Raw genomic sequence first — 26,323 nt, forward strand, 5'->3', positions numbered from 1 at the left:
GTATCTAAAAAATTGAAGGGAGCGTGCCCCTTTTGATAGACCACAACAAATTTGATGCAATGTTAATAGGATTAGCTTCTCCAGAGAAGATTCGATCTTGGTCAAAAGGTGAAGTAAAGAAGCCTGAAACAATAAATTACCGAACCCTTAAGCCGGAACGTGATGGTTTGTTTTGTGAGCGTATATTTGGACCACAAAAAGACTGGGAATGTCATTGTGGAAAATATAAGAGAATTAGATATAAAGGTGTAGTATGTGATCGCTGTGGCGTTGAAGTTACAAGATCACGAGTGCGCCGTGAACGAATGGGACATATTGAGTTAGCAGCTCCAGTATCGCATATTTGGTACTTTAAAGGGGTTCCTAGTCGTATAGGATATGTATTAGGTATGTCTCCACGTTTGCTCGAAAAAGTGCTGTATTTTGCTTCATATGTTGTACTAGATGCTGGTGATACAGCGTTGACAAAAAAACAAGTATTAACCGAAGTAGAATATCGCGAAGCCAGAGATAAATATGGTCAAGCATTTACTGTTGGCATGGGTGCAGAGGCTATTAAAGTATTATTGAGTGAAGTGGAGCTAGGCAAAGAAGCTACCGCTTTGAGACAAGAAATAGCCGATACCTCAGGCCAAAGAAAAAAACGAGCCATGAGAAGACTGGAGATTATCGATGCCTTCTCAAAATCTGGCAATAATCCTGAGTGGATGATATTAGATGTAATTCCTGTTATACCGCCTGACTTAAGACCAATGGTTCAATTAGATGGTGGTAGATTCGCTACATGCGATTTAAACGATTTATATAGAAGAGTAATTAACCGAAACAACCGTTTAAAGAGATTATTAGATTTAGGTGCTCCAGACATAATTGTACGTAACGAAAAACGTATGTTACAAGAGGCTGTAGATGCTTTAATCGATAACGGTCGTCGAGGAAGACCTGTTACAGGTCCCGGAAACCGTGCTCTAAAGTCTTTAAGTGATATGCTTAAAGGTAAACAGGGTCGTTTCCGTCAAAACCTACTTGGTAAGCGTGTTGACTACTCTGGTCGTTCAGTTATTGTAGTTGGTCCTGAGCTAAAGTTGTATCAGTGCGGGCTACCTAAAGAAATGGCTCTTGAGCTATTTAAGCCTTTTGTAATGAAAGAGCTTGTTGAAAATGGCAGTGCCACAAATATTAAATCAGCTAAAAAGAAAGTAGAGCGGATGCATGATGAGGTATGGGATGTATTGGAGTATGTTATTAAAGATCACCCTGTGCTGTTAAACCGTGCACCTACTTTACACAGATTAGGTATCCAGGCCTTTGAGCCAAAGTTGGTTGAAGGAAAAGCCATACAAGTACATCCACTAGTGTGTTCTGGTTATAATGCTGACTTTGATGGTGACCAAATGGCTGTACATGTACCATTATCTGCTGAAGCACAAGCTGAGTGTAGAATACTTCTATTATCAGCCCATAACTTATTAAACCCTAAGGATGGTAGCCCTGAGTCCGTACCAGCCAAAGACATGGTATTGGGTATCTACTTTATGACTATGTTAAGACCTGGTGATTTAGGCGAGGGTAAAATCTTTAGTTCATATGAAGAAGCCTTAATGGCTTACCAAACAAATAATATTGGTTTACAGGCTGGTATTAAAGTTTATTTAAAAGCAAACGGAAAACGTCAGTTAGTGGATACAACTATTGGGCGCTTAATTCTTAATGAGTTTATTCCTCAGGATTTAGGATTTGTAGACCGTAGTATTCCGAGTAATGAATGTTTACCAGAAATAAACTTTAAGGTTGCCAAAAAGCAACTAGGTAAAATAGTAGACCAGTGTTACAGATGTCATGGTAATACTATTACAGCTGGTGTTCTTGATGATTTAAAACGTTTAGGTTTTCAGAACTCAACGTTATCTGGGATTTCAATTGGTGTTAATGATATTATTATACCTAAAGAAAAACACGAGATTATTGAGAAAGCCGATATTGAAGTAGAAAGAATTAAACGTGCTTTTAGACGTGGTCTTTTAAGTGAAGAAGAACGTTATAAGCGTATTATAGAAATATGGCATGGTGTAAAAGCTGATGTTACTAAGGCTTTACAGAGCGCTATACCTGAGTTTAATACTTTAGGTATTATGCATGTCTCAGGTGCGAGGGGTAACATATCTCAGTTAACTCAGATGGGCGGAATGCGTGGGCTAATGGCAGACCCATCCGGCCGAGAAATTGAGTTGCCAATAAAAGCCAACTTCCGAGAGGGACTAGATGTATTAGAGTATTTCACATCAACCCACGGAACACGTAAAGGTCTTGCAGATACAGCTTTACGAACAGCTGACTCAGGTTATTTAACCAGACGTTTAGTAGATGTGTCTCAAGATGTAATTGTAAGAGATATAGACTGTAATACAACTAGTGGAACTTATACTGAGGATATATACAGTGACTCTACCGTAATTGTTCCTATAAGTGAGCGTATTCAAGGTAGAACAGCTGCTGAAGATATTTGTTATCCAGTTTATGTTGATCCTATTACAGGAGAGCTTAACGATAATGAAAAGATTATTGTTGATGAGAATGAAATGGTTAGCTACGCAGATGCAGAGTTAATTCAAACATTTGGTATCATCAAAGCTCCTATATCAGGAAAAATTAAAGTTAAAGCAGATAGATTAGAAATTAAAGGTGACGGTGGTACTGAAATAAGATATATTTCACCAGATCACGAAGTTTTAGTAAAAAATAACGATGAAGTATCTGCTGGAGATAAATTAACAAGTCGCTTGATTCATGGCGTATATATTAGAACTGTACTAAACTGCCGTAGTAAGCAGGGTGTGTGTGCTAAGTGTTATGGTCGTGATATGGCTACAGGTAACCATGTAACAGTTGGTGAGGCTATTGGTACTGTGGCTGCTCAATCAATTGGTGAGCCTGGTACTCAGTTAACAATGCGTACATTCCATACTGGTGGTGTAGCTGGTAATGATATTACCCAAGGTTTGCCACGTGTAGAAGAATTATTTGAAGCCCGTAATCCAAAGGGTCAAGCAATAATAACTGAAGTTGATGGTAGAATTCATATAGAAGAAGAACGTGAGCATCGTTTAATTTCTGTAATAACAGAAGAGGGTGAGGCTCAAAGTTATAAAGTTCCATATAGTATGCGCTTAAAAGTTAAAGAAAATGTAGAGGTCGAAGCAGGTCAGCCATTAACAGAGGGTTCAATTAATCCACATGAATTATTAGATATTAGTGGTTTAAGAGCTGTTCAGCTTTATCTATTAAGTGAGGTGCAAAAAGTATATAGAATGCAGGGTGTAGACATTAATGATAAACATATTGAGGTTATTGTACGTCAAATGTTACGTAAAGTTAAAGTCGAAGAGGCCTGTGATTCAAGATTGCTTCCTGGTAGTTTAGTAGATATCTTTGCTTTTGAGGATGCAAATGAAGAGGCTTTAATGAAAGGTGGCTTGCCAGCAACCGCAAGACCTGTGTTGCTAGGTATTACTAAAGCATCATTAGCTACCGATTCATTCTTATCAGCTGCTTCATTCCAAGAAACAACAAGAGTTCTTACAGACGCAGCTATAAAAGGTAAACGTGATCCATTATTAGGTCTAAAAGAAAACGTAATAATCGGTAAGCTAATACCAGCCGGAACAGGCTTAGCTAAGTACCGCGATTTAGTAGTAAGTAATATCGAAGAAGATATACTAGAAGTTGAAGATGATGCTATAGCAGTATCTCTTGAAGAAAACTAAAATAATTAAAAGGCTCACTCGTAAGAGTGAGTCTTTTTTAGTATGTACTTTTCATAATAATTAACGTAGGGGATGGCTTTGTGCCATTCTGTGTTAGGTGTTAAACCTACAAAAAACCTCCCATTCAAAACGTTTGGTAAACCACCCAGTGGGGTCTGGCCTCAACATAATAAGCAATATCTGTATTCTTTGTATAATATAAATCTAAAAGCAGTGACTTTCTTACCAGCAAGAGGCCTGACCCCTGTTATAATTAAACCGTTAGGCATTAAGAAGGTTTTGGTTATACTTGCTTAACATATCACTGCTCAATCAAAACTCTACTCCGCAAGCCTTATGGCTTGCTAATTTTTAAGGTAATCAGCGGTTGCTAATGCCAATGTTTGCCACTGGGACACATCATTCGGTTTATAGCTCCTACCACTGTGTAAAGTTAAATGAAACAATAAGTTGTAAAGACGCGTAAGTTAATGCCTCAAGAAATGTCCCGACTAAAAGTCCAACGAAATATAACTGCCACCAACAATGTTATACTTTCTGATTGAATCAGCCTTACATGGTATACTATAAAAAGAGGTGAAATAATGAAAATAGATAGACTTCTAGGAATTCTTATGCAACTAATAAACAAAAAAAAGATTACTGCTAAACAATTGGCAGATTATTATGAGGTATCTGTAAGAACTATTCATAGAGATATGGAGACACTTAATATGGCTGGAATTCCGCTGTACGGTGATGTTGGAAAAAATGGTGGTTATGCACTGCTTGATAACTATAGACTTGATAAAAGCTTTCTCAGCAAAAATGAAGCAAATATACTTATAAAATTCTTAGAAGACCTCAGTAACATTGGTGCATCAAAAGAAATCAGTTCTATTTACAATAAAATCCAACTTACAAATAGTATTGAAGACGATGAAAAGCTGGTTATTCAATTAAACCCCTTAATCAGTGATGAGTTCTTTAAAGAAAACCTTAAATGCCTGTCTTCAGCTAGGGATTCATTGAATAAGGTACACATTAAATACTATGATGTTAATTTTAAGGAGACTCATAGAATAATTAATCCATACACACTGCTTATGACTACTACAAAATGGTATGTATACGCGTATTGTGAACTACGAAAAGACTTTAGATTATTTAAGCTCAATAGAATTATCTCAGTTGAAGTCTTGAAAGAGAAATTTAATAAAATTGAACTGCCTGAGGTGAAACCTTGGCAGACAAGTGGTGAAGGAAATAGTGATTTAGAAAGCATCATTCTAAAGGTTGACATAAACCTGCTTGGTAGGGTTGCTGAAATATTCAAATACCATACCTGTGATATACGAGAGGACTATATACTAATAAACATAAATGCAAAACTGGATGAATGGTTATTTGCAACTATACTTTCACTAACCCCATATGTTGAGATAATAGAGCCATCTCACCTTAAAATAGAATATAAAGATAGACTAAATAAGGGACTAAGTAAAAACTGTTAACCATGACATACTGCTGTCAGTATTACTCCTACATAATTAAGATATAATCTTAAGAAAGTGAGACGATAGTATGAACTATACAATTGGAGAGAAAAAGGGTTTTATGTTAGTTGGTATGAAGTACTACGGGAATAACTCAAATGAAATAGGAAAACTTTGGGATAACTTCGTAGCCAGAATTGGAGAAATAAGAAATAGAGTTGATGTGGATATTCACTATGGATATGATACTTGGACAGCAGAGATAAATACCAATGGCAAGTTTACCTATTATGCAGCAGTTAAAGTGGCAGATGATTCATGCGTTCCGGCTGGAATGGATCTAATAAAAATCCCTGCTAATAAATATGCAATATTCAAAATTGAGAACTATAATGAGTATCCTAATTACGATAATATAGTTCAACATATATATAAAGAAGTTCTACCTAAAGAAGGATTAATAATTAGTAGTAATTATGATTTTGAAGAGACCGGTAAAAAAGACATGTATTTTCATGTGCCTATTAAATAACCCTAAAATCTATAAAGTCAAAAAGCTTACCTAATAGGGTGAGCTTTTTCGATAGACAGTACTTATAGCCAAGTAAAATACTGCAAATGATATAATTTAAAATAAATTACATATATGTAACAAAATGTAGTAACGGTATGCCTTTAAATTCGCTCTGTAAGGCATTTTTTTACTATTTAAAGGTAACAACATAGACTCACGGCTAAACCTTTTCTATGGACGAATCCTGTGTATTATGTAAAAAACGACTTTCGTAGGGCGAACCTTGTGTTCGCCTGTGTCTGTTATAACATAAATCTACCAAAAAAATTCTTCAACTAAACGCCTGGCTAACCTGACAGTGGGGTCTGGCCTCAACATGACTAACTATGAATTAATTATTTAGTTAACATAGAACTGAAAGCAATAAGTTTCATACCAGCAAGAGGCCTGACCCCTGTTACAATCAAAGCGTTAGGAATTAAGGCACACGATAATTAAAAAAGAATTTGATAAAACGTCTACTTAGTAGAAAACCTCCAACAAAAACGTCTGGTTAACCTCATGGTGGGGTCTGGCCTCAACATGATTAACTATGAATTAATTATTTAGTTAACATAGAACTGAAAGCAATAAGTCTCAATCAGCAAGAGGCCTGACCCCTGTTACAATCAAAGCGTTAGGAATTAAGGCACACGATAATTAAAAAAGAATTTGATAAAACGTCTACTTAGTAGAAAACCTCCAACAAAAACGTGTGGCTAACCTCACGGTGGGGTCTGGCCTCAACATGACTAACTATGAATTAATTATTTAGTTAACATAGAACTGAAAGCAATAAGTTTCATACCAGCAAGAGGCCTGACCCCTGTTACAATCAAAGCGTTAGGAATTAAGGGACACGATAATTAAAAAAGAATTTGATAAAACGTCAAATTAGTAAAAAACCTCCAACAAAAACGCCTAGCTAGCCTCACGGTGGGGTCTGGCCTCAACATGACTAACTATGGCTTAATTATTTAGTTAACATAGAACTGAAAGCAATAAGTCTCAATCAGCAAGAGGCCTGACCCCTGTTACAATCAAAGCGCTAGGAATTAAGGCACACGATATTTAAAAATGAATTTGATAAAACGTCAACTTTGTTCAATCGGTGGAAAAAACTACAAACTAAAAAAAACTGTTGACTATCTAAACCTAACCTGTTAAACTAGCCGAGTATGCAAAAAGCCTAGGGGTGAGGGGTTTAATTACTACTCATATCATCATCTATGAGTAAAATCACACCCAAAAGGCAAAAATAAATACTAAGATAATAATTTTAAGTATCAAACAGCTAAAAACACTGCATTTTTTCATTCTTACTAATGCTTGTACGTCTGTTACTGTACTTAACAAAAAATTCTTAAAAATATTGTTGACATAACGTTATTATAGTGTTAAAATGAGCGAGTCTGTAAAATACTACAATGTATTTACGCTGCTTGTAGTCACATTGAAAATGTGGCTTTTTGACCGGGTGACGTTGCCGCGCGGTCATATTCTATTGCTAAAAAGAAATTCGGTACAACCGAGGGAGGTGCAATGATGCCGACCATTAATCAATTAGTACGTAAAGGACGTCATACTTCAAAGAAGAAGTCTGCTTCTCGTAAGTTAGGTGGTTCTCCACAACGTAGGGGAATGTGTGTTCAGGTCCGTACTATGAATCCAAAAAAACCAAACTCAGCGATTCGTAAAATTGCTAGGGTAAGGTTAACTAATGGTGAAGAGGTTACAGCTTACATCCCTGGAATTGGTCACAATTTACAGGAGCACTCAGTAGTTTTAGTGCGTGGTGGTCGTGTTAAAGATTTACCTGGTGTACGTTTTCACATCGTAAGAGGTACTCTTGACACAGCTGGTGTTGAAGGACGTAAGCAAAGCCGTTCTAAATACGGTGCTAGACGCCCTAAGTAAAAGATTAATTGTGTAGTCTATCGTAAAGGAGGTTGCAAAATGCCCCGTAAAGGTCCCGTTCCAAAACGCGATGTATTACCAGATCCAATTTATAAGAGCAAATTGGTGACACGTTTTATAAATAAATTAATGCTTGATGGTAAACGTGGTGTTGCTCAACGCATTTTTTATGGTGCTATGGAAATAGTAGAGCAAAAAAGCGGAAAACCTGCTTTAGAAGTATTTGAGACAGCAATCAAGAACGTTTCTCCAATTCTAGAGGTAAAATCTCGTCGTGTTGGTGGTGCTACTTATCAGGTACCAACAGAAGTTAGTTCTCGCCGTCAGTTAATGCTTTCTATTCGTTGGTTAGTATCGTACGCCCGGTCGCGTGGTGAAAGAACCATGGTCGAGCGTTTGTCAGGTGAAATCTTAGATGCCTCTAATAACCAAGGTGGCGCTATTAAGAAGAGAGAAGATACTCACCGTATGGCAGAAGCAAATAGAGCTTTCGCACACTACCGTTGGTAGTATAAATTAAACATAAATAAATATTAAGAGAAAGGGGGCTTCTGTATGTCTGCAAGTAATGCACTAAATAATGTTCGAAATATTGGAATTATGGCTCACATTGATGCTGGCAAAACTACTACAACTGAACGTATTTTGTTTTATACTGGACGCGTTCATAGATTAGGGGAAGTGCATGAAGGTTCTGCTACTATGGACTGGATGGTTCAAGAGCAGGAAAGAGGAATTACCATAACTTCTGCTGCAACTACTTGTCATTGGAAAGGGAAAACAGTAAATATTATTGATACACCCGGACACGTGGATTTTACTGTAGAGGTAGAACGTTCGTTGCGCGTACTAGATGGCTCCGTAGCTGTTTTTTGTGCTAAAGGCGGAGTAGAGCCTCAATCAGAGACGGTATGGCGACAGGCAACTAGATATAATGTTCCAATAATAGCTTATGTAAATAAGATGGATACACTAGGAGCCGATTTCTACAATGTAGTAGAAATGATGCGAGACCGACTAAGCGCTAATGCAGTGCCTTTACAGATGCCAATAGGTGCTGAGGACAGTTTCTCTGGTATTATTGATTTGGTAGCTAACAAGATGATTTCTTATAAAGATGATCTTGGTAAAGAAATTGAAGTAATCAGCATACCTGAAGAATACAAAGATGAAGCAGAAATAAGAAGAATCGAGATGATCGAAGCTGTAGCTGAGTTCGATGATGAGCTAATGATGACTTATCTCGAGGGTGAAGAAGTTTCTGAAGAAGTTCTTAAAGATATAATTCGCAAGGTGACTTTAGCTAGCAAGATCGTACCAGTTTTTTGCGGTTCATCTTATAAAAACAAAGGTGTACAGTTAATCCTAGACGCTATTGTAGATTATTTACCTTCTCCGCTGGAAGTAATACCTGTAACTGGTACATCTCCAGATAGTGGTGAAGAGGTTGTTCGCAAAGCAGATAATGATGAACCTTTTGCAGCATTGGCGTTTAAAATAATGGCTGACAACTATGTAGGTAAACTAGCCTTTTGTCGAGTTTACTCAGGTGTGTTGGAGTCAGGTTCTTATGTCTATAACTCTACCAAAGGAAAGCGTGAGCGTGTAGGAAGAATTTTAAGAATGCATGCTAATCGCCGTGAAGAGATAAGTAAGGTAACAGCTGGAGACATAATTGCTATAGTAGGACTTAAAAATACAGCAACGGGTGATACCCTTTGTGTGGAAGATAATCCAGTTATTTTAGAGTCAATGGAGTTTCCTGAGCCTGTAATTGAGCAGGCAATTGAGCCTAAAACACGAAATGATGAAGACAAGTTGACAGCAGCACTTGTTAGGTTATCTGAAGAAGATCCAACATTTAAGGCCTATACAAACCATGATACAGGCCAAACAATTATCTCGGGTATGGGTGAGTTGCACTTAGAAATTATTGCAGATCGTTTATTAAGAGAGTTTGGTGTAAAGGCTAGTATTGGTAAACCACAGGTAGCTTATAGAGAGACTATTATGAAGCCAGCAAGGGCTGAAGCAAAGTTTGCTCGTCAAAGTGGTGGTCGTGGTCAATATGGTCATGTAGTTATTGATGTTGAGCCAATTGAAGGTTATGTTGGTTATGAATTTGAGTCTAAAATTGTAGGTGGAGCAATACCACGAGAATACTGGGCAGCAGTTGATCAAGGTATTCAAGACGCAATGGTTAACGGAAGTATAGCAGGATATCCAGTAAGCGGAGTAAAGGTAACATTAATAGATGGTAGCTATCATGAGGTGGATTCATCTGAGATTGCCTTTAAAGTTGCTGGTTCTATGGCTATTAAAGATGCATTGCATAAAGCTCACTCACAGTTGCTTGAGCCAATTATGAAAGTTGAAGTAGTGGTTCCTGAAGAGTATCTAGGTGACGTCATTGGAGATATTAACTCTAGACGTGGTCGAATTGAAGGAATGGACGAACGCTCAGGCGCAAGAGTAGTGAATGCAATGGTGCCTTTAGCATGTATGTTTGGTTATGCCACAGACATGCGATCACGCACACAAGGACGCGGATCTTATAGTATGGAGTTTGCTCAGTATGATCCAGTGCCAACCCAAGTAGCTGAAAAAATTATCAAACATATTTGATGAAAAATATCTCAGGAGGTCACGATAATGGCTAAACAGAAGTTTGAACGTAATAAACCACACGTTAATATCGGAACAATTGGTCACATTGACCACGGTAAAACAACTTTAACAGCTGCAATTACAAAAGTTTTAGCAGCAGCTGGAACTTCAGAAGAAGTTAAATTTGAAGATATCGATAAGGCTCCAGAAGAGAGAGAACGCGGTATTACAATTAACACAGCTCACGTTGAATATGAAACAGCTGACAGGCATTACGCCCACGTAGACTGCCCAGGCCATGCTGACTATGTTAAAAACATGATCACAGGTGCAGCCCAAATGGATGGAGCTATTTTAGTAGTATCAGCTGCTGATGGCCCAATGCCTCAAACACGTGAGCACATTCTTTTAAGTCACCAAGTAAACGTACCTTATATCGTAGTATTTATGAATAAGGCAGACATGGTAGATGATGAAGAGCTTATTGAATTAGTAGAAATGGAAGTACGTGAATTATTAGACCAATACAAATTCCCAGGAGATGACACTCCATTCGTAGCAGGATCAGCCTTAAAGGCTTTAGAATGTGGTTGTGGAAGTCGTGACTGTGAGTGGTGTGGTCAAATTCTAAAATTAATGGATGAAGTAGATGCCTACATTCCATTGCCAGAGCGTGCTGTAGATAAGCCATTCTTAATGCCAATTGAGGATGTATTCTCAATTACAGGTCGTGGTACAGTAGCTACAGGCAGAATCGAACGTGGAATTGTTCACGTAGGTGATGAAGTAGAAATCGTAGGTATGATGGATCAGCCTCGCAAAACAACCTGTACAGGTGTTGAAATGTTCCGTAAATTAATGGACGAAGGTATGGCTGGAGACAACGTAGGTTGTTTATTACGTGGTATTGGTCGTACTGAGATTGAGCGTGGTCAAGTATTAGCTAAACCAGGTAGTATTAATCCTCATACTCATTTTAACGGAGAGGTATACGTATTAAAAAAAGAAGAGGGCGGACGTCATAAGCCATTCTTCGCAGGATACCGTCCACAGTTTTTCTTTAGTACAACAGACGTTACAGGTATTATTGAATTGCCAGAAGGCGTAGAAATGGTTATGCCTGGAGATAACGTACAAATGACAATTAAATTAATCACACCAATCGCTATTGAGCAAGGTACAAGTTTTGCTATCCGTGAGGGTGGAAGAACTGTTGGTGCTGGAATTGTTACTTCTATTATTGAGTAGTAATAACTCTACTAAGGCTCAAATTTGAGTCATATTAACCTAAATGCTATGAAGCAGAAGGTTGCCACCCTTTATTTGTGGGGAATTTCTGTGGAGCATAGTCCCACTTAAGGACAAGGAGGAGAAAAATGCCTAAACAAGTTATTCGTATTCGTTTAAAAGCATTTGATCACACAGTGTTAGATGCATCTGCAACTAAAATTGTTGATACTGCAACAAGAACTGGTGCTTCGGTTTCTGGTCCAGTACCACTACCGACAGAGAGACACCTATTTACAATCTTAAGATCAACATTTAAGAGTAAAGACAGTCGTGAGCAGTTTGAAATGCGCACACACAAGAGACTAATAGATATTATCGAGCCTACACCACAAACAGTTGACGCTTTAATGCGCCTTGACTTACCAGCTGGTGTAGACATTGAGATAAAATTGTAAAGGATAGACGGGAGGTGCCAGTGCAATGAAAAAAGCTATTCTTGGAAAAAAGATAGGCATGACCCAAGTGTTTACTGAAGATGGCAGCTTAGTTCCAGTAACAGTTATTCAGGCTGGTCCATGTGTTGTCACTCAAGTGAAAACAGTTGAGAATGATGGCTATGACGCCATTCAAGTAGGTTTCATTGATATGCCAGAACGCAAAACTAACAAACCATTAAAAGGTCATTTTGCAAAAGCTGGAGTTAAGCCTAAGCGTCATCTGACAGAATTTCGATTGGATGATATCAAAGGTTACGAAGTTGGTAGCGAAGTGAAAGCTGACATTTTCAGTTCGGGAGATTTTATTGATGTAACAGCTACTTCTAAAGGTAAGGGTTACCAAGGACCAATTAAGCGTCATGGTTTCTCAAGAGGACCTATGTCACATGGTTCTAAGTACCACCGCGGAGTAGGTTCATTAGGAGCTTCAGCTGGAATTAGTCATGTTATGAAGGGTAAAAAGATGGCTGGCCGCATGGGCGGAGAGCGTATCACTACTCAAAACTTAACTATCGTTCGTGTTGATATCGATAAAAACCTTATCTTAGTTAAAGGGGCAGTTCCGGGTCCACGCGGTGCTAAGGTATGCATCCGTAACGCGGTTAAAAGCCTTGTTTAACCTGTTGGTGTACAGGAAGGAGGCGTAGCAAATGCCTGCAGTGGCTTTATACAATACTAAAGGGGACCAAATCGGCAATGTTGATTTAACAGAAGCTGTATTTGGCGCAGAAGTAAATCAAAGTTTAATGCATCAAGCTGTTGTTATGTATTTGGCAGCACAGCGTCGTGGCACTGCAAGTGTAAAAACACGCGGTGAAGTAAGGGGAGGCGGCCGTAAACCTTGGAGACAAAAGGGAACAGGTCGTGCCCGTATCGGTACTATCCGTGCTCCACATTGGACCGGTGGTGGTACTGTATTCGGACCAACTCCACGCGATTACACTAAGAAGATGAACAAAAAAGCCAGACGTCAAGCAATTCGTTCAGCTTTATCTGCTAAAGTAGCAGCTGGCGAGTTAATCGTTGTAGATGAACTACAATTTGATAAGCCAAAAACAAAAGAAATGGTTGGAGTTTTACAAAACATTAAGGCTGGTAAAAAAGTATTAGTGGTAACTCCAATTGGCCATGAGAATGTAGTATTATCAGCTCGTAATATTCCTAGTGTTTACACAGCGGCAGCTTCAATGGTGAATGTTTACCAGGTATTAAACTGTGATTCACTAGTTATGACAAAAGAAGCAGTTCAGAAGGTTGAGGAGGTGTTCGCATAATGCATGTACGCGACATTATAATTAAACCTATCGTAACTGAGCGCACATCTGAGTTAATGGAAGAAAACAAATACACATTTCAAGTGGCAAAGAACGCTAATAAAATTCAAATTAAGAATGCAATAGAAGAAGTCTTTGGCGTTAAAGTAGCAAGCGTAAACACAATGAACATGCAAGGTAAGAAAAAGCGCATGGGCGTTCACGTTGGCCGCAGAGCTGACTGGAAAAAAGCAATTGTTACATTAACCCCAGACAGTAAAACTATTGAGATTTTTGAAGGCGTATAAGCCTCTTAGATAAAGGAGGGAAACTACCGTGGCACTTAAAAAGTTTAAGCCAACCTCTCCAGGTCGTCGTACTATGACGGTTTCAACTTTTGAAGAAATTACACGAACAGCACCGGAGAAGTCTTTAACAGTTACACTAAAGAAGACTGGTGGCAGAAACAATAAAGGTCGTGTTACAGTACGTCACCGTGGTGGTGGACATAAGCGCCGTTATAGAATAATTGACTTTAAGCGTAGTAAAGACGATATTCCTGCAAGAGTTGCTCATATTGAATATGATCCAAATCGTTCAGCTCGAATTGCGTTATTACACTATGTTGATGGAGAAAAGCGATATATTATTGCACCTGTAGGTTTAGAAGTTGGTCAAATGGTTATGTCTGGCCCTAAAGCAGACATTATACCAGGAAACTCTTTAAAGCTTAAGGATATACCATTAGGTACAGTTGTTCATAACCTAGAGTTAAAGCCTGGAAAAGGCGGCCAATTAGTAAGATCTGCTGGTTCATCTGCGCAGGTTATGGCTAAAGAAGGAAGTTACGCTCATATTCGTCTTCCAAGTGGCGAAGTTCGCTTAATTCACTTAGAGTGTAGAGCAACTATTGGTCAGGTTGGTAATGTAGAGCATGAGATAATATCTATTGGTAAAGCTGGACGTAATCGTTGGTTAGGTAAACGCCCAACAGTACGTGGTAGTGTAATGAACCCAGTAGATCACCCACACGGTGGTGGTGAAGGTCGCGCTCCTATCGGACGTAAATCACCAATGACACCATGGGGTAAACCAGCGCTTGGCGCTAAAACACGTAAGCGTAAGCAAAGCGATAAATATATTGTGCGACGTAGGCATGATAAATAATTTTGCTTCACAAGGAAAGGAGGCCACAAGGTGAGTCGTTCTACCAAAAAAGGGCCCTTTGTAGATGTTAAATTGCTTAAACGCATTGAAGATATGAATGAAAAGAACGAGAAAAAGGTACTTAAGACTTGGTCAAGAGCTTCAACAATTTTTCCACAAATGGTTGGACATACAATTGCAGTTCACGATGGTCGTAAACATGTACCTGTATACGTTACCGAAGATATGGTTGGTCACAAATTAGGTGAATTTGCACCAACTAGAACATACCGCGGCCATGATGATAAAAGCGGCCGTAGCAGTTCGGTAAGATAAATCAGGGAGGTATAGCAGCATGGAAGCAAAAGCTAAAGCACGTTTCGTGCGCGTTACTCCACGAAAAGCGCGTCAAGTTATCGATGAAATTCGTGGCAAAGATGTTGCCGAAGCCCTGGCCGTTCTACGCTTTACTCGTCGTAAATCTGCCGACATCATTTATAAAGTGGTTGCCTCTGCAGCATCAAACGCTGAGCACAACTTTGAAATGAACAAAGACAGCCTATATATTGCTGAGGCGTTCGTTGATGGTGGTCCGGTATTAAAAAGATTTAAAGCACGAGCTCAAGGACGCGCCTATCCGATACTAAAGAGAACCAGCCACATCACAGTGGTAGTTAAAGAGCGTTCATAAGGAGGGGCAAAAAATTGGGTCAAAAAGTAAATCCAAACGGATTACGCATAGGCATTATTCGTGATTGGGATTCTAAATGGTATGCAGAAAAAGACTTTGCTAACTATTTAGTAGAAGATGATAAAATTCGTAAATTTGTTAAGAAGTCATTTTACGATGCTGGAATTGCAAAAGTAATAATTGAGAGAACAGCTAATATTATTAGACTTTCTCTAAATACAGCTAAGCCAGGAATGATTATTGGTAAAAATGGTGCAGGAGTAGATGCTCTTCGCGCGCAGTTAACCAAAATGACTGGTAAGCAGATTTTCATAAATGTTGTAGAAATTAAAAAACCAGAAATAGATGCCGCTTTAGTAGCAGAGAATATTGCTAGTCAGCTTGAGCGTCGCATTACTTATAGAAGAGCAATGCGTCAAGTTATGACTAGAGCTATGCGTGCTAATGCTCAAGGAATTAAGGTTATGATTTCTGGAAGATTAAATGGTGCAGAAATAGCTCGATGTGAGTGGGATCGTATGGGACGTATTCCCCTACAGACCTTACGCGCTGATATCGATTACGGTGTGGCTACTGCATATACCACATATGGTCAACTTGGTATCAAAGTGTGGATTTATAAAGGTGAGGTTTTACCTCGTAAATAAAAGACCGTAGCTTCAAAAAAGGAGGTCGCCATTATGTTAATGCCAAAACGCGTAAAGTATCGCCGACATCACCGCGGCCGCATGAAAGGCAAAGCCAAAGGCGGAACCACTGTTGCACATGGTGAATATGGTTTACAAGCTCAAGAGCCTGGTTGGATTACCAGTCGTCAAATAGAGGCAGCTCGTGTAGCTTTAACTAGATCCATAAAACGTGGTGGTCAAGTGTGGATAAATATATTCCCTCATAAACCTGTTACAGCTAAACCTGCTGAAACTCGTATGGGTAGTGGTAAGGGTGCTCCAGAGTACTGGGTAGCTGTTGTTAAGCCAAACAGAGTTATGTTTGAGCTAAGCGGAGTTCCTGAGGAGATAGCTCGCGAAGCGATTAGATTGGCATCTCATAAGTTGCCAATAAAGTGTAAGTTTGTTAAACGTGAAGAACTGGGTGGTGAAGAATAATGCGAGTAAATGAAATTCGCGTATTAAGTGATCAAGACCTAGGAAAGAAACTTGATGATTTAAAAGAGGAATTGTTCAATTTACGGTTTCGTTCAGCCGTTGGGCAATTAGAAAACCCAATGCGCATTCGCACAGTGAGAAAGTCTATTGCTCGTATTAAAACTGTTATGCGCGAGCGTGAACTGGGAATCAACCAGTAGTTGAAGGGAGGCCGACCCGATAATGGAAAGAAATAATCGTAAGGTGCGACAGGGAGTTGTATTAAGCGATAAGATGGATAAAACCGTTGTTGTCAATGTTGAACGGATTACCCGTCATCCTTTGTACGGCAAGAAAATGAAGCGTAGTAAGAAGTATCATGCTCATGATGTTGAGAATGTTTGTCGTCAAGGTGATATAGTTGAAATAATGGAAACACGACCATTGAGTAAAACTAAGCGTTGGCGTGTTGTCCGCATTGTTAAAAAAGCCGAGTAGGTTGAAGGGAGGAACACGCTGTGATTCAAAGCGAAAGCAGACTGCGTGTTGCAGATAACTCCGGAGCTAAAGAAGTATTATGTATTCGTGTACTTGGAGGCTCTAAACGTCGGTACGCAAGCATCGGTGATATTATTGTCGCTACCGTTAAGGAAGCAACACCCGGCGGAGTTGTTAAGAAAGGTGAAGTAGTTAAGGCGGTTGTAGTCCGTACTAAGTACGGTGTTAGTCGAACAGACGGAAGTCTAATTAGATTTGACGATAACGCAGTCGTTATTCTTGACGACAATCATAACCCACGTGGCACACGTATATTTGGGCCTGTGGCACGTGAAATTCGAGAAAAGAATTTCATGAAAATTGTTTCACTCGCCCCCGAAGTATTTTAATTGCTAGGAGGGAAAGCGATGAGTCAGAAAAAACTTCATGTCAAAAAAGATGATAAAGTTCTTATTTTGGCAGGCAAAGATAAGGGCAAATCTGGTAAAGTGTTAAAAGCTATGCCAGCAGAGAACCGTGTTATTGTTGAAAGTGCCAGCAGAGAACCGTGTTATTGTTGACCAGGTAAAATGGGTCAAGATAGTGGAATTATTGAAAGAGAAGCTCCACTAAATGTATCAAACGTTATGCTTGTTTGCCCTAGCTGCAAAGAAGCTAGTCGCACAGGCATGAAAATCCTAGAAGATGGTGCCAAAGTACGTTACTGCAAAAAATGCGGTCAAACGATTGATAAGTAGTAAATGACGGAAAGGAGGATCATCCGTGTCTAGGCTAAAAGAAAAATATATTTCTGAAGTTAAACCAGCAATGCAAGAGAAGTTTAACTACGACAATGTTATGGAAATTCCTAAGATTGAAAAGATTTCTGTAAATATGGGTGTAGGTAGAGCTGTTGAAGACAAAAAGTTAATTGACTATGCTGTTGCAGATTTAGCAACAATCACTGGTCAAAAACCTGTTGTTAACAATGCAAGACGATCTGTATCAAACTTTAAGCTTCGTGCTGGTATGCCAATTGGATGTAAAGTTACACTTCGCGGTAAGCGAATGTATGACTTTTTAGATAAACTAATTAGTATTAACTTACCACGTGTAAGAGATTTTCGTGGTATTTCTCCTGAGGCCTTTGATGGTCGAGGAAACTATACTCTTGGTGTAAAAGAGCAACTCATATTCCCAGAAATCCGTTACGATCAAGTACAACATGTACAAGGTATGAATATTACAATCGTAACTACAGCGAAATCTGATGAGGAAGCTCATGAGTTGTTAACCTTAATGGGTATGCCGTTTAAGAGATAAGGGGGTAGACTCGTGGCTAAGAAATCAATGATCGCCAAGCAAAAGCGTAAGCAAAAATTCACTACCCGGGAATACAATCGCTGTAGAATATGTGGTAGACCGCGTGGTTATATGCGTAAATTCGGTATCTGCCGAATCTGTTTCCGTAAGCTGGCACATCAGGGTATGATCCCTGGCGTGAAAAAGGCCAGTTGGTAGGAGCATAGAAAAGGAGGCTGTTACCATGGTAATGACTGACCCTATTGCTGATATGTTAACTAGAATACGTAATGCAGCTTCTGCTCTTCATAATAGTGTTGATGTTCCTGCATCAAACATGAAGAAGGCGATAGCTGAACTACTGTTACAAGAAGGATATATTAAGGGTTTTGAAGTATTAGATAATAACAACCAAGGCACTATTCGTATTGCCTTAAAATATGGACCTAACCGTACTCAGGTTATTCACGGAATTAAAAGAATTTCTAAGCCTGGCTTAAGAATTTACAGTCGTAAAAATGAAATTCCAAGAGTACTTGGTGGCTTAGGTATAGCTTTGATATCAACATCTCAAGGTTTAGTTACAGACAATAAGGCACGCGAACTTCGCTTAGGCGGAGAAGTAGTTTGCTATGTTTGGTAGGGGGGTGTCGATATGTCACGTATAGGAAGAAAACCTATCACCATACCAAAAGGTGTAGAGGTTAAAAAAGATGGTAATACACTTGAAATAAAAGGACCTAAAGGTGTTCTAAAAGACACATTTAACCCTGATATGGAGATTGTTATTGAAGAGAATATAATTTCAGTTAAACGTCCTAATGACCAAGTTAAAAACCGTGCTTTACATGGTTTAACAAGAAGCTTAATTGCTAATATGGTTGAAGGTGTTACAAAAGGTTTCGAAAAATCACTAGAGCTAAGAGGTGTTGGTTATCGTGCTGCTAAACAAGGTAAAAAACTTGTTTTAACAGTAGGTTACTCTCATCCAGTTGAAATGGATCCACCAGCTGGGATTGAAGTTGAGGTTCCATCTAACACAAAGATCGTAGTAAAAGGAATAAATAAACAGGTAGTTGGCCAATTTGCGGCAGAAGTTCGCTCCGTACGCGCACCTGAGCCATATAAAGGCAAAGGTATTCGTTACGAAGGTGAGTATGTACGTCAAAAAGTCGGTAAGACTGGCTAATTAATCCGTGGCGACGGAAAGGAGTAGTGTATTATGCTACAAAAAGCGGATCGTAATAAACTTCGTAAGAAGCGCCATTATCGTATACGCAATCGCGTTTTCGGTAATCCTGAGCGTCCACGGTTAAATGTATACCGTAGTAATAAACATATCTATGCTCAAATCATCGATGATGAAGTAGGTAAAACATTATTATCGGTATCAACATTAAGCCCTGAAATTGCGTCTGTATGTAATAATGGTGGTAACGTAGAGGCAGCCCGTATGGTAGGTAAACTGATTGGCGAGAAAGCTGTAGCGCTTGGTGTGAGCAAAGTAGTATTTGATCGTGGTGGATATAAATACCATGGTCGTGTAGCTAACCTAGCAAGTGCTGCGCGCGAAGCTGGTCTTGAGTTTTAACAGCGGGAGGATATAAGATGGAAAAGCGCCAAAATAAACGTAGAAGAAACGATAAAGTTAAAAGTGATCTTTTAGAAAAGGTTATAGAGATAAAGCCTGTATCTAAAACCGTAAAAGGTGGTAGAGTTAGAAGCTTTAGCGCTATTGTTGCTGTTGGTGATGGTAAAGGTAAAGTAGGAGTTGGCTTAGGCAAAGCTCGTGGTGTACCTGATGCTGTACGTAAAGCAATTGATACTGCTCGTAAAAACATGGTGGCTATCCCACTTGTTGGTACCACAATACCTCACCAGGTATTAGGTGTTTACGGTGCAGGAAAAGTTCTCTTAAAACCAGCCTCTGAAGGTACAGGAGTTATTGCCGGAAGTGCTGCTCGTGCTATCTTAGAATTAGTTGGTGTAAGAGATATTTTAACAAAGTCTCTAGGCTCACCTAACAAGATTAATATTGCGTATGCAACTATGCAAGGTTTGAAAGAACTTCAAACTGCTGAGCAAGTTTCAGCACTTCGCAATAAAGATATTGAGAGTTTACATTAAGGTATAGCGGGAGGTAGTGATATGTCAACTCAATTAAAAATCACGCTGAAACGTAGCCTGATTGGTAATATACAAAAACAAAAAGATACTGTAAAAGCACTTGGTTTAAAAAAAATCCGCCAATCTGTGATTCATAATGATACACCACAGATTCGCGGAATGATTCACAAGGTTGCTCATTTAGTTACAGTAGAAGAGATTAACTAGAGCAGCGGGAGGTGTAAACGATGAAATTACATCAGTTAAAGCCTGCTAAGGGCTCTCGTGGCAAGCAAAAGCGTGTTGGAAGAGGTCCTGGTTCAGGTTATGGTACAACTGCTGGACGCGGTATGAATGGTCAAAATTCACGCTCAGGTGGTGGAGTATCAGTAGGATTTGAAGGTGGTCAAATGCCACTATCACGTTTGTTACCAAAGCGTGGGTTTACAAATATATTCCGTAAAGAATATGCTGCTATTAATTTAGATCAACTAAACATCTTTGAGAATGGCACTGTTGTAGATGTTGAGGTATTAAAATCTAGTGGCTTGGTCAAGAATGTAAAGCATGGGGTGAAAATCTTAGGCAGAGGCAAACTTGATAAGAAGTTAACAGTGAAGGTTCACGCATTCTCAAAATCTGCCACAGAAGCTATAAAGGCTGCTGGTGGAGAAGCAGAGGTGATATAAGTGATTAAGACATTACGCAATGCCTGGAAGATTCCTGATTTACGTAAACGTCTTTTATTCACACTAGGGATGTTATTTGTATTCAGGCTAGGTGCTCATATACCTGTGCCTGGAGTAAATAATGAGGCATTAAAAGATTTGTTTAGTCAAGGCAATCTACTTGGTTTTTTTGATGTAGTAGCAGGTGGTGCGCTTAAAGACTTTACAATATTTGCAATGTCGGTAACACCTTATATCACGGCATCTATTGTAATTCAGCTATTAACTTTAATTATTCCTTCTTGGGAGAGAATGATTAAAGAAGGTGGCCAAGAGGGTCGTAAAAAGCAAATGCGATATACCAGATATGCAACTGTTATTTTAGCGTTTATTCAAGCTTTAGCTGTTACATTAGGTATTCGCAGTTACTTGTTAAAACAATCATGGTCATCATATCTACTCATTGCCTTAACATTAGCTGCTGGTACAGCGTTCTTAATGTGGCTAGGTGAAAAGATACAAGAGCATGGAATAGGAAATGGTATTTCTTTAATTATTTTCACAGGTATTATTTCACGTTTGCCTATGTCTGTAGTGAATATGATTCGTAAAGTTAGGCTAAATGAAATGAGTATCTTTACTGTAATTGCTATTGTTTTAGGTGTAGTAGTAATGATTGCAGCAGTTATCTTAATACAAGAAGGACAAAGAAGAATTCCAGTGCAGTATGCTCGTAGAGTAGTTGGTCGTAAAGTTGTTGGTGGACAGAGTACCCACATTCCTTTACGTATTAACCAAGCGGGTGTTATCCCTGTAATTTTTGCTTCATCAATCTTAATGTTCCCAGCCACTATTGCTACTTTTAGTAAGGCTGCTTGGTTAAAGAAAGTTGGCGAAGCTTTACAAATGGGTGGTTGGTTGCATACCATACTTTACATGTTATTCATCTTTGGATTTACCTATTTCTATACATCAGTACAGTTTAATCCTCGTGATATTTCAGATAATCTAAAGCAGCAGGGTGGTTTTGTACCTGGTATTAGACCTGGTAAACCAACAACAGATTATTTATCACGAGTTTCAGGAAGGTTAACATTTGTAGGTGCTACATTCTTATGTGCATTAGTAATTATTCCTATAGTTATAAGTAGTGCTTTCAATATTCAAATTGGAATTGCTGGTACTAGTTTAATTATTATGGTAGGTGTAGCGTTAGACACTGTTAAACAGATTGAAAATCAGCTTATGATGCGCCATTATGGTGGATTTCTTAAATAAGAGGTAAACAACTATGAGAATAATTTTAGTTGGTCCCCCTGGGGCCGGTAAAGGTACTCAAGCAAAGAGTATCGCAGAAAAATATAATATACCTCACATATCAACTGGAGATATGTTCCGTAAAGCTTTACGTGAACAAACACCAATGGGTCAAAAAGCTAAATTATATATGGATCGAGGAGAATTAGTTCCTGATGATGTAACTATTGGTTTAGTAAAAGAGAGATTATCAGAAGCAGATTGCCAAAATGGTTATATGTTAGATGGTTATCCTCGCACAATTGCTCAGGCAGATGCGCTTGAAAAGTTGTTAACATCATGGAATAGCCAACTCGATCATGTTATTAATATATCTTCATCAGATAAAGTTGTAGTTGCTCGGTTAACCGGACGCAGATCCTGCCTTGAGTGTGGAGCTGTATACCATATGTTATTTAACCCTCCTAAAAAGGATAGTTTATGTGACATATGTGGTCATGAGTTAGTACAACGAAAAGATGATAACGAAGAGACAGTAGTTAATAGGCTTAATGTTTATAAAAAGCAGACTGAGCCATTACTAAATTATTACCAAAAACGCAACTTACTTCGAGACATTAATGGCGAACAAAGCCTAGCTAAAGTTTTCGAAGAAATCTGTGAAGTCTTGGAGGGATAATAGTAGTGATCACTATTAAATCAGAACGTGAATTATCATATATGCGTGAAGCTGGTGAAGTGGTCGCACAAGCCTTAGACTTAATGAAAGAGAATGTTAAACCCGGAATTTCCACAAAAGAACTGGACGATATCGTTACAGATTTTATGGAAAAAGTAGGGGCTAGGCCCTCTTTCAAAGGGTATCAAGGTTTTCCCGCCGCAATTTGTGCGTCAGTTAATGAAGAATTAGTTCATGGCATACCAAGGCGAGATAAAATACTGCGTGAAGGCGATATTTGTAGTATTGATGTTGGTGCAGAAGTTAAGGGTTATCATGGAGATGCCGCTAAAACCTTTGCAGTAGGCGATATTACAGATGAAGCTAAACATTTATTACAGATTACTGAAAAGGCGCTAATGGATGGTATCGCGGCTGCTACCTCCGGAGCACGTCTATCAGATATATCACATGCCGTTCAGGTTGAAGTAGAGAGTCATAATTACTCTGTACCACGTGAATATACAGGGCATGGTATTGGTCAAGAAATGCATGAGGATCCCCAGGTTCTTAATTACGGTCCACCCGGTAGAGGTATAAAACTAAAGCCTGGGCTAACGTTAGCAATCGAACCAATGGTAATTGCAGGTGACTATCGTGTTAAAGAACTTGATGATGGTTGGACTGTTGTATCAGTCGACGGAAGTCTCTGCGCTCACTTTGAGCATACCATATGTGTTCGCGAGGGTCAGGCAGAAATCCTGACAAAACGCTGATGCTTCGGAAGTTAAATGAGAGAATCCAGGGGAGGGTTATGTAAAATGGCTAATCAAAAAGCAATAGAAGTTGAAGGTAGAGTAGTGGAAGCTATGCCTAATGCCCGTTTTAGAGTAAAACTAGAAAACGGTCATGAAGTATTAGCAACAATCTCAGGTAAAATAAGAATGAATTATATTCGTATTCTTACAGGGGACCGTGTAAAGATTGAATTATCGCCTTACGATTTGACACAAGGTCGGATAACATATCGTTACAAGTAGTAACGTCACAGGAGGTGCTGTCGGTGAAAGTAAGACCGTCGGTAAAGAAGTTTTGTGAAAAATGCAAAATTATCCGCCGTAAAGGTAGGGTAATGGTTATATGTGAAAACCCAAAGCATAAACAACGCCAGGGTTAAAGTGGAGGTGTAAGAATGGCTCGTATATCAGGGGTTGACCTACCACGTGAAAAGCGGGTTGTAATTGGTCTTACCTATATATATGGTATTGGTAGATCTCGTGCTGAGGATATATTAGAAAGCACAGGAGTAGATCCTTCTACTCGCGTACGTGATTTAACTGAGGAAGAAGTTAATAAAATACGTGATTTTATAGATGTAAATTATGTTGTTGAAGGTGATTTACGGCGTGATGTTACGCAGAGCGTAAAGCGTTTAATGGAAATTGGTTGCTACCGTGGCTTACGTCATAGACGTGGTTTACCGGTACGTGGACAACGTACAAAAACAAACGCTCGAACCCGTAAAGGTCATAAAAAGACTGTAGGCATTCGACGTAAAAAGTAAGGAGGAAGGGTGTTATGGCAAGAAGAAGTCGAGGAAATAATCGTCGACGTCGACGCGAACGCAAAAATGTCGACTCAGGTATAGCGCATATCGTATCGACATTTAACAATACAATTGTTACGATAACAGATAAATCTGGTAATGCTCTGTCTTGGTCGAGTGCTGGAGCTCAAGGTTTTAAGGGTTCTAGAAAATCGACTCCATTTGCTGCAGGTGTAGCTGCAGAAGTGGCAGCAAAGGCATCAATGGAGCATGGAATGCGTACTGTAGACGTCCGCGTTAAAGGCCCTGGACCAGGTCGTGAGGCTGCAATTAGATCTTTGCAGGCTGCTGGCTTGGAAGTTAATTCCATTGCTGATGTAACTCCCATTCCACACAACGGTTGTCGTCCACCTAAACGACGCCGTGTGTAATTAAGGAGGCTAACAATGGCTAAATATACAGGACCAGTTTGTCGATTATGTCGACGTGAAGGCACAAAGTTATATCTTAAAGGTGATCGTTGCTATACAGCAAAATGCGCTTTTGAAAGACGTGCTTATGCCCCAGGTCAACATGGAAAAGGCAGAATCAAGGTTAGTGATTATGGTTTACAGCTTCGTGCTAAACAAAAAGCACGTCGCATATATGGTGTTTTAGAGAAGCAGTTCCGTGCTTATTATGAAGAGGCTGCTAAGGTACGTGGAGTTACTGGTGAAGTATTAATACAGATTCTCGAAAGTCGTTTAGATAATATGGTATTTAGAGCTGGTTTTGCCGCCTCTAGAAGTCAAGCTAGACAACTTGTACGACATGGACATTTTACAGTAAATGGTAAAAAGGTTAACATTCCTTCGTATCGTATGAAAGCTGAAGATGTAATTGACGTACGTGAAAAGAGCAGAAGTTCTGTAATAATGAAAGATATTGCCGAGGCTCTTCAGGATAGAACTATTCCTGAATGGTTAGATGTTGACAAGGCACAGTTGGCATGTAAGGTAGTACGCTTGCCAGAACGCGCAGAAATTAACATACCTGTGGAAGAACATCTCATTGTAGAGCGTTATTCACGTTAATGTGTTAACACCCTCACATTGGTAGGCAACACATATTGTGATTCAGGAGGGTATGCTGTGATTGAAATGACAAAGCCGTCTATTACCAAAGTGAATGAAAATATTGAAGAAAATTACGCTTGCTATGTTATAGAACCACTCGAGAGAGGTTATGGTACAACATTAGGCAATTCTTTACGTAGGATATTACTGTCTTCTTTACCCGGAGCAGCAGTATCTAGAGTTCGTATTGATAGTGTGCTTCATGAGTTTTCAACAATCGAAGGTGTTGTAGAGGACGTTACAGAAATTATGCTGAATCTAAAACAATTGCGTTTGCATTTACATGGAGTTGAAGACGTTGTACGTATCAATATTGCAGCCGAAGGTCCTGGGGTAGTTACAGCTAATGATTTTACATCAGATAGTGATATAACTATACTCAACCCAGACCTGCATATTGCAACTCTTGAGCGTGGTGGACGTTTATTCATGGAAGTAGATGTTGAGATGGGCAGAGGATATGTATCAGCTGTTATGAACAAAGCTGAAGACCAACCAATTGGTGTTATTCCTGTTGACTCAATTTTCTCTCCAGTAAGACGTGTAAGTTACAACGTAGAAAACACTCGTGTTGGGCAAGACATTAATAAACATAAGCTTACAATAGAATTGTGGACAGATGGAAGATTATCTCCAGATGAAGCTTTAGGTTTAGGCGCACGCATTATGAGTGAGCACCTAGCATTGTTTATCAATATGTCTGATACAGCAAGAGACGCAGAAGTTCTCGTGGAGCAAGAAGAAGATACAATGAATCGTGTACTTGAAATGCCAATCGAAGAACTTGATCTCTCTGTTAGATCATACAATTGTTTAAAACGAGCAGGCATAAATACAGTACAAGAGCTTATACAGCGCTCTGAAGATGAAATGCTTAAGGTACGAAACTTAGGTAAGAAGTCCTTAACCGAAGTAAAACACAAGCTAGTTGAATTAAACTTAAGCATGCGTGATTCGGAGTAAAGCAAAAAGGAGG

At 39.1% G+C, this 26,323-nt stretch carries 38 protein-coding genes; all 38 read left to right on the forward strand.

The genetic code is table 11. The features are described from left to right. Positions 1–32: 32 nt before the first annotated feature. Positions 33–3,764 carry a DNA-directed RNA polymerase subunit beta' gene (gene rpoC / locus IMX26_RS13985; protein ID WP_195158988.1) on the forward strand — a complete coding sequence of 1,244 codons (3,732 nt, stop codon included), beginning with the start codon at positions 33–35 and terminating at the stop codon, positions 3,762–3,764. A gap of 584 nt (positions 3,765–4,348) precedes the next feature. After that, positions 4,349–5,257 carry a YafY family protein gene (locus tag IMX26_RS13990; protein WP_195158989.1) on the forward strand — a complete coding sequence of 303 codons (909 nt, stop codon included), beginning with the start codon at positions 4,349–4,351 and terminating at the stop codon, positions 5,255–5,257. Between the two features lie 70 nt (positions 5,258–5,327). Beyond that, complete coding sequence (locus tag IMX26_RS13995) at positions 5,328–5,771, forward strand: effector binding domain-containing protein (protein ID WP_195158990.1); 444 nt, start codon at positions 5,328–5,330, stop codon at positions 5,769–5,771. A 1,566-nt stretch (positions 5,772–7,337) separates the two neighbouring features. Beyond that, positions 7,338–7,709, forward strand: a complete 372-nt coding sequence (gene rpsL, locus IMX26_RS14000; protein ID WP_195161415.1) for a 30S ribosomal protein S12 — start codon at positions 7,338–7,340, stop codon at positions 7,707–7,709. Between the two features lie 39 nt (positions 7,710–7,748). Further along, positions 7,749–8,219 (forward strand): 30S ribosomal protein S7, encoded by a 471-nt coding sequence (rpsG, locus tag IMX26_RS14005; RefSeq protein WP_195158991.1) that lies wholly within the window; start codon positions 7,749–7,751, stop codon positions 8,217–8,219. Positions 8,220–8,264: 45 nt separating this feature from the next. Then, positions 8,265–10,334 (forward strand): elongation factor G, encoded by a 2,070-nt coding sequence (fusA, locus tag IMX26_RS14010; RefSeq protein WP_195158992.1) that lies wholly within the window; start codon positions 8,265–8,267, stop codon positions 10,332–10,334. Positions 10,335–10,361: 27 nt separating this feature from the next. Next, positions 10,362–11,564 (forward strand): elongation factor Tu, encoded by a 1,203-nt coding sequence (gene tuf / locus IMX26_RS14015; RefSeq protein WP_195158993.1) that lies wholly within the window; start codon positions 10,362–10,364, stop codon positions 11,562–11,564. Positions 11,565–11,692: 128 nt separating this feature from the next. Next, positions 11,693–12,001 (forward strand): 30S ribosomal protein S10, encoded by a 309-nt coding sequence (rpsJ, locus tag IMX26_RS14020; protein WP_195158994.1) that lies wholly within the window; start codon positions 11,693–11,695, stop codon positions 11,999–12,001. Between the two features lie 25 nt (positions 12,002–12,026). Continuing rightward, positions 12,027–12,662, forward strand: coding sequence for a 50S ribosomal protein L3 (rplC, locus tag IMX26_RS14025; protein ID WP_195158995.1), 636 nt, complete (start codon positions 12,027–12,029; stop codon positions 12,660–12,662). Positions 12,663–12,693: 31 nt separating this feature from the next. Further along, on the forward strand, positions 12,694–13,317 hold the full coding sequence (gene rplD / locus IMX26_RS14030) for a 50S ribosomal protein L4 (protein ID WP_195158996.1): 624 nt from the start codon (positions 12,694–12,696) through the stop codon (positions 13,315–13,317). Then, entirely contained in the window at positions 13,317–13,604 is a 288-nt protein-coding gene (rplW, locus tag IMX26_RS14035; protein ID WP_195158997.1) for a 50S ribosomal protein L23, read from the forward strand. Before rplD ends, rplW begins: the two co-directional genes overlap by 1 nt. A gap of 28 nt (positions 13,605–13,632) precedes the next feature. Next, positions 13,633–14,463, forward strand: coding sequence for a 50S ribosomal protein L2 (gene rplB / locus IMX26_RS14040; RefSeq protein WP_195158998.1), 831 nt, complete (start codon positions 13,633–13,635; stop codon positions 14,461–14,463). A gap of 30 nt (positions 14,464–14,493) precedes the next feature. Further along, positions 14,494–14,778: a 30S ribosomal protein S19 gene (rpsS, locus tag IMX26_RS14045; RefSeq protein ID WP_195158999.1), complete on the forward strand. Its 285-nt coding sequence runs from the start codon at positions 14,494–14,496 to the stop codon at positions 14,776–14,778. A 19-nt stretch (positions 14,779–14,797) separates the two neighbouring features. Next, positions 14,798–15,133, forward strand: coding sequence for a 50S ribosomal protein L22 (rplV, locus tag IMX26_RS14050; RefSeq protein ID WP_195159000.1), 336 nt, complete (start codon positions 14,798–14,800; stop codon positions 15,131–15,133). A gap of 14 nt (positions 15,134–15,147) precedes the next feature. Further along, on the forward strand, positions 15,148–15,780 hold the full coding sequence (gene rpsC / locus IMX26_RS14055; RefSeq protein WP_195159001.1) for a 30S ribosomal protein S3: 633 nt from the start codon (positions 15,148–15,150) through the stop codon (positions 15,778–15,780). Positions 15,781–15,813: 33 nt separating this feature from the next. Beyond that, complete coding sequence (rplP, locus tag IMX26_RS14060; RefSeq protein WP_195159002.1) at positions 15,814–16,239, forward strand: 50S ribosomal protein L16; 426 nt, start codon at positions 15,814–15,816, stop codon at positions 16,237–16,239. Beyond that, positions 16,239–16,439: a 50S ribosomal protein L29 gene (rpmC, locus tag IMX26_RS14065; RefSeq protein WP_195159003.1), complete on the forward strand. Its 201-nt coding sequence runs from the start codon at positions 16,239–16,241 to the stop codon at positions 16,437–16,439. Before rplP ends, rpmC begins: the two co-directional genes overlap by 1 nt. A gap of 19 nt (positions 16,440–16,458) precedes the next feature. After that, positions 16,459–16,716 (forward strand): 30S ribosomal protein S17, encoded by a 258-nt coding sequence (gene rpsQ / locus IMX26_RS14070; RefSeq protein ID WP_207729354.1) that lies wholly within the window; start codon positions 16,459–16,461, stop codon positions 16,714–16,716. A gap of 20 nt (positions 16,717–16,736) precedes the next feature. Beyond that, positions 16,737–17,105, forward strand: coding sequence for a 50S ribosomal protein L14 (gene rplN / locus IMX26_RS14075; protein WP_195159005.1), 369 nt, complete (start codon positions 16,737–16,739; stop codon positions 17,103–17,105). Positions 17,106–17,123: 18 nt separating this feature from the next. Further along, a complete protein-coding gene (locus IMX26_RS18185) occupies positions 17,124–17,276 on the forward strand; it encodes a KOW motif-containing protein (protein ID WP_279324865.1) in 153 nt (50 codons plus the stop codon). A 9-nt stretch (positions 17,277–17,285) separates the two neighbouring features. Continuing rightward, positions 17,286–17,453 carry a 50S ribosomal protein L24 gene (gene rplX / locus IMX26_RS18190; protein ID WP_279324866.1) on the forward strand — a complete coding sequence of 56 codons (168 nt, stop codon included), beginning with the start codon at positions 17,286–17,288 and terminating at the stop codon, positions 17,451–17,453. Positions 17,454–17,478: 25 nt separating this feature from the next. Next, positions 17,479–18,018 carry a 50S ribosomal protein L5 gene (gene rplE, locus IMX26_RS14085; protein ID WP_195159006.1) on the forward strand — a complete coding sequence of 180 codons (540 nt, stop codon included), beginning with the start codon at positions 17,479–17,481 and terminating at the stop codon, positions 18,016–18,018. Between the two features lie 12 nt (positions 18,019–18,030). Beyond that, positions 18,031–18,216 (forward strand): type Z 30S ribosomal protein S14, encoded by a 186-nt coding sequence (locus tag IMX26_RS14090; RefSeq protein ID WP_195159007.1) that lies wholly within the window; start codon positions 18,031–18,033, stop codon positions 18,214–18,216. A gap of 25 nt (positions 18,217–18,241) precedes the next feature. Continuing rightward, entirely contained in the window at positions 18,242–18,640 is a 399-nt protein-coding gene (rpsH, locus tag IMX26_RS14095) for a 30S ribosomal protein S8 (RefSeq protein ID WP_195159008.1), read from the forward strand. A 12-nt stretch (positions 18,641–18,652) separates the two neighbouring features. Further along, positions 18,653–19,186 carry a 50S ribosomal protein L6 gene (gene rplF / locus IMX26_RS14100; protein ID WP_195159009.1) on the forward strand — a complete coding sequence of 178 codons (534 nt, stop codon included), beginning with the start codon at positions 18,653–18,655 and terminating at the stop codon, positions 19,184–19,186. Between the two features lie 33 nt (positions 19,187–19,219). After that, positions 19,220–19,588, forward strand: a complete 369-nt coding sequence (gene rplR / locus IMX26_RS14105) for a 50S ribosomal protein L18 (RefSeq protein ID WP_195159010.1) — start codon at positions 19,220–19,222, stop codon at positions 19,586–19,588. Positions 19,589–19,605: 17 nt separating this feature from the next. Next, positions 19,606–20,124, forward strand: coding sequence for a 30S ribosomal protein S5 (rpsE, locus tag IMX26_RS14110; RefSeq protein ID WP_195159011.1), 519 nt, complete (start codon positions 19,606–19,608; stop codon positions 20,122–20,124). 21 nt (positions 20,125–20,145) lie between these two features. Then, positions 20,146–20,331 (forward strand): 50S ribosomal protein L30, encoded by a 186-nt coding sequence (gene rpmD, locus IMX26_RS14115; protein ID WP_195159012.1) that lies wholly within the window; start codon positions 20,146–20,148, stop codon positions 20,329–20,331. Between the two features lie 20 nt (positions 20,332–20,351). Beyond that, on the forward strand, positions 20,352–20,792 hold the full coding sequence (gene rplO, locus IMX26_RS14120) for a 50S ribosomal protein L15 (protein ID WP_195159013.1): 441 nt from the start codon (positions 20,352–20,354) through the stop codon (positions 20,790–20,792). Then, a complete protein-coding gene (gene secY / locus IMX26_RS14125; RefSeq protein WP_195159014.1) occupies positions 20,793–22,049 on the forward strand; it encodes a preprotein translocase subunit SecY in 1,257 nt (418 codons plus the stop codon). 13 nt (positions 22,050–22,062) lie between these two features. Next, positions 22,063–22,707: an adenylate kinase gene (locus tag IMX26_RS14130; protein ID WP_195159015.1), complete on the forward strand. Its 645-nt coding sequence runs from the start codon at positions 22,063–22,065 to the stop codon at positions 22,705–22,707. 5 nt (positions 22,708–22,712) lie between these two features. After that, positions 22,713–23,462, forward strand: a complete 750-nt coding sequence (map, locus tag IMX26_RS14135; protein ID WP_195159016.1) for a type I methionyl aminopeptidase — start codon at positions 22,713–22,715, stop codon at positions 23,460–23,462. A 45-nt stretch (positions 23,463–23,507) separates the two neighbouring features. Continuing rightward, the gene (gene infA / locus IMX26_RS14140; protein WP_195161416.1) at positions 23,508–23,726 is read left to right on the forward strand and encodes a translation initiation factor IF-1; all 219 of its coding nucleotides are present in this window, start codon (positions 23,508–23,510) and stop codon (positions 23,724–23,726) included. A gap of 23 nt (positions 23,727–23,749) precedes the next feature. Continuing rightward, on the forward strand, positions 23,750–23,863 hold the full coding sequence (gene rpmJ, locus IMX26_RS14145; protein WP_195159017.1) for a 50S ribosomal protein L36: 114 nt from the start codon (positions 23,750–23,752) through the stop codon (positions 23,861–23,863). A 15-nt stretch (positions 23,864–23,878) separates the two neighbouring features. After that, entirely contained in the window at positions 23,879–24,250 is a 372-nt protein-coding gene (rpsM, locus tag IMX26_RS14150; protein ID WP_195159018.1) for a 30S ribosomal protein S13, read from the forward strand. A gap of 14 nt (positions 24,251–24,264) precedes the next feature. Then, positions 24,265–24,663, forward strand: a complete 399-nt coding sequence (gene rpsK / locus IMX26_RS14155) for a 30S ribosomal protein S11 (RefSeq protein WP_195159019.1) — start codon at positions 24,265–24,267, stop codon at positions 24,661–24,663. Between the two features lie 15 nt (positions 24,664–24,678). Then, positions 24,679–25,305, forward strand: coding sequence for a 30S ribosomal protein S4 (rpsD, locus tag IMX26_RS14160; RefSeq protein ID WP_195159020.1), 627 nt, complete (start codon positions 24,679–24,681; stop codon positions 25,303–25,305). Positions 25,306–25,362: 57 nt separating this feature from the next. Next, the gene (locus tag IMX26_RS14165; RefSeq protein WP_195159021.1) at positions 25,363–26,310 is read left to right on the forward strand and encodes a DNA-directed RNA polymerase subunit alpha; all 948 of its coding nucleotides are present in this window, start codon (positions 25,363–25,365) and stop codon (positions 26,308–26,310) included. Positions 26,311–26,323 lie beyond the last annotated feature (13 nt).

The organism is Clostridium sp. 'deep sea' (genome assembly GCF_014931565.1).
GTDB lineage: Bacteria > Bacillota > UBA994 > PWPR01 > PWPR01.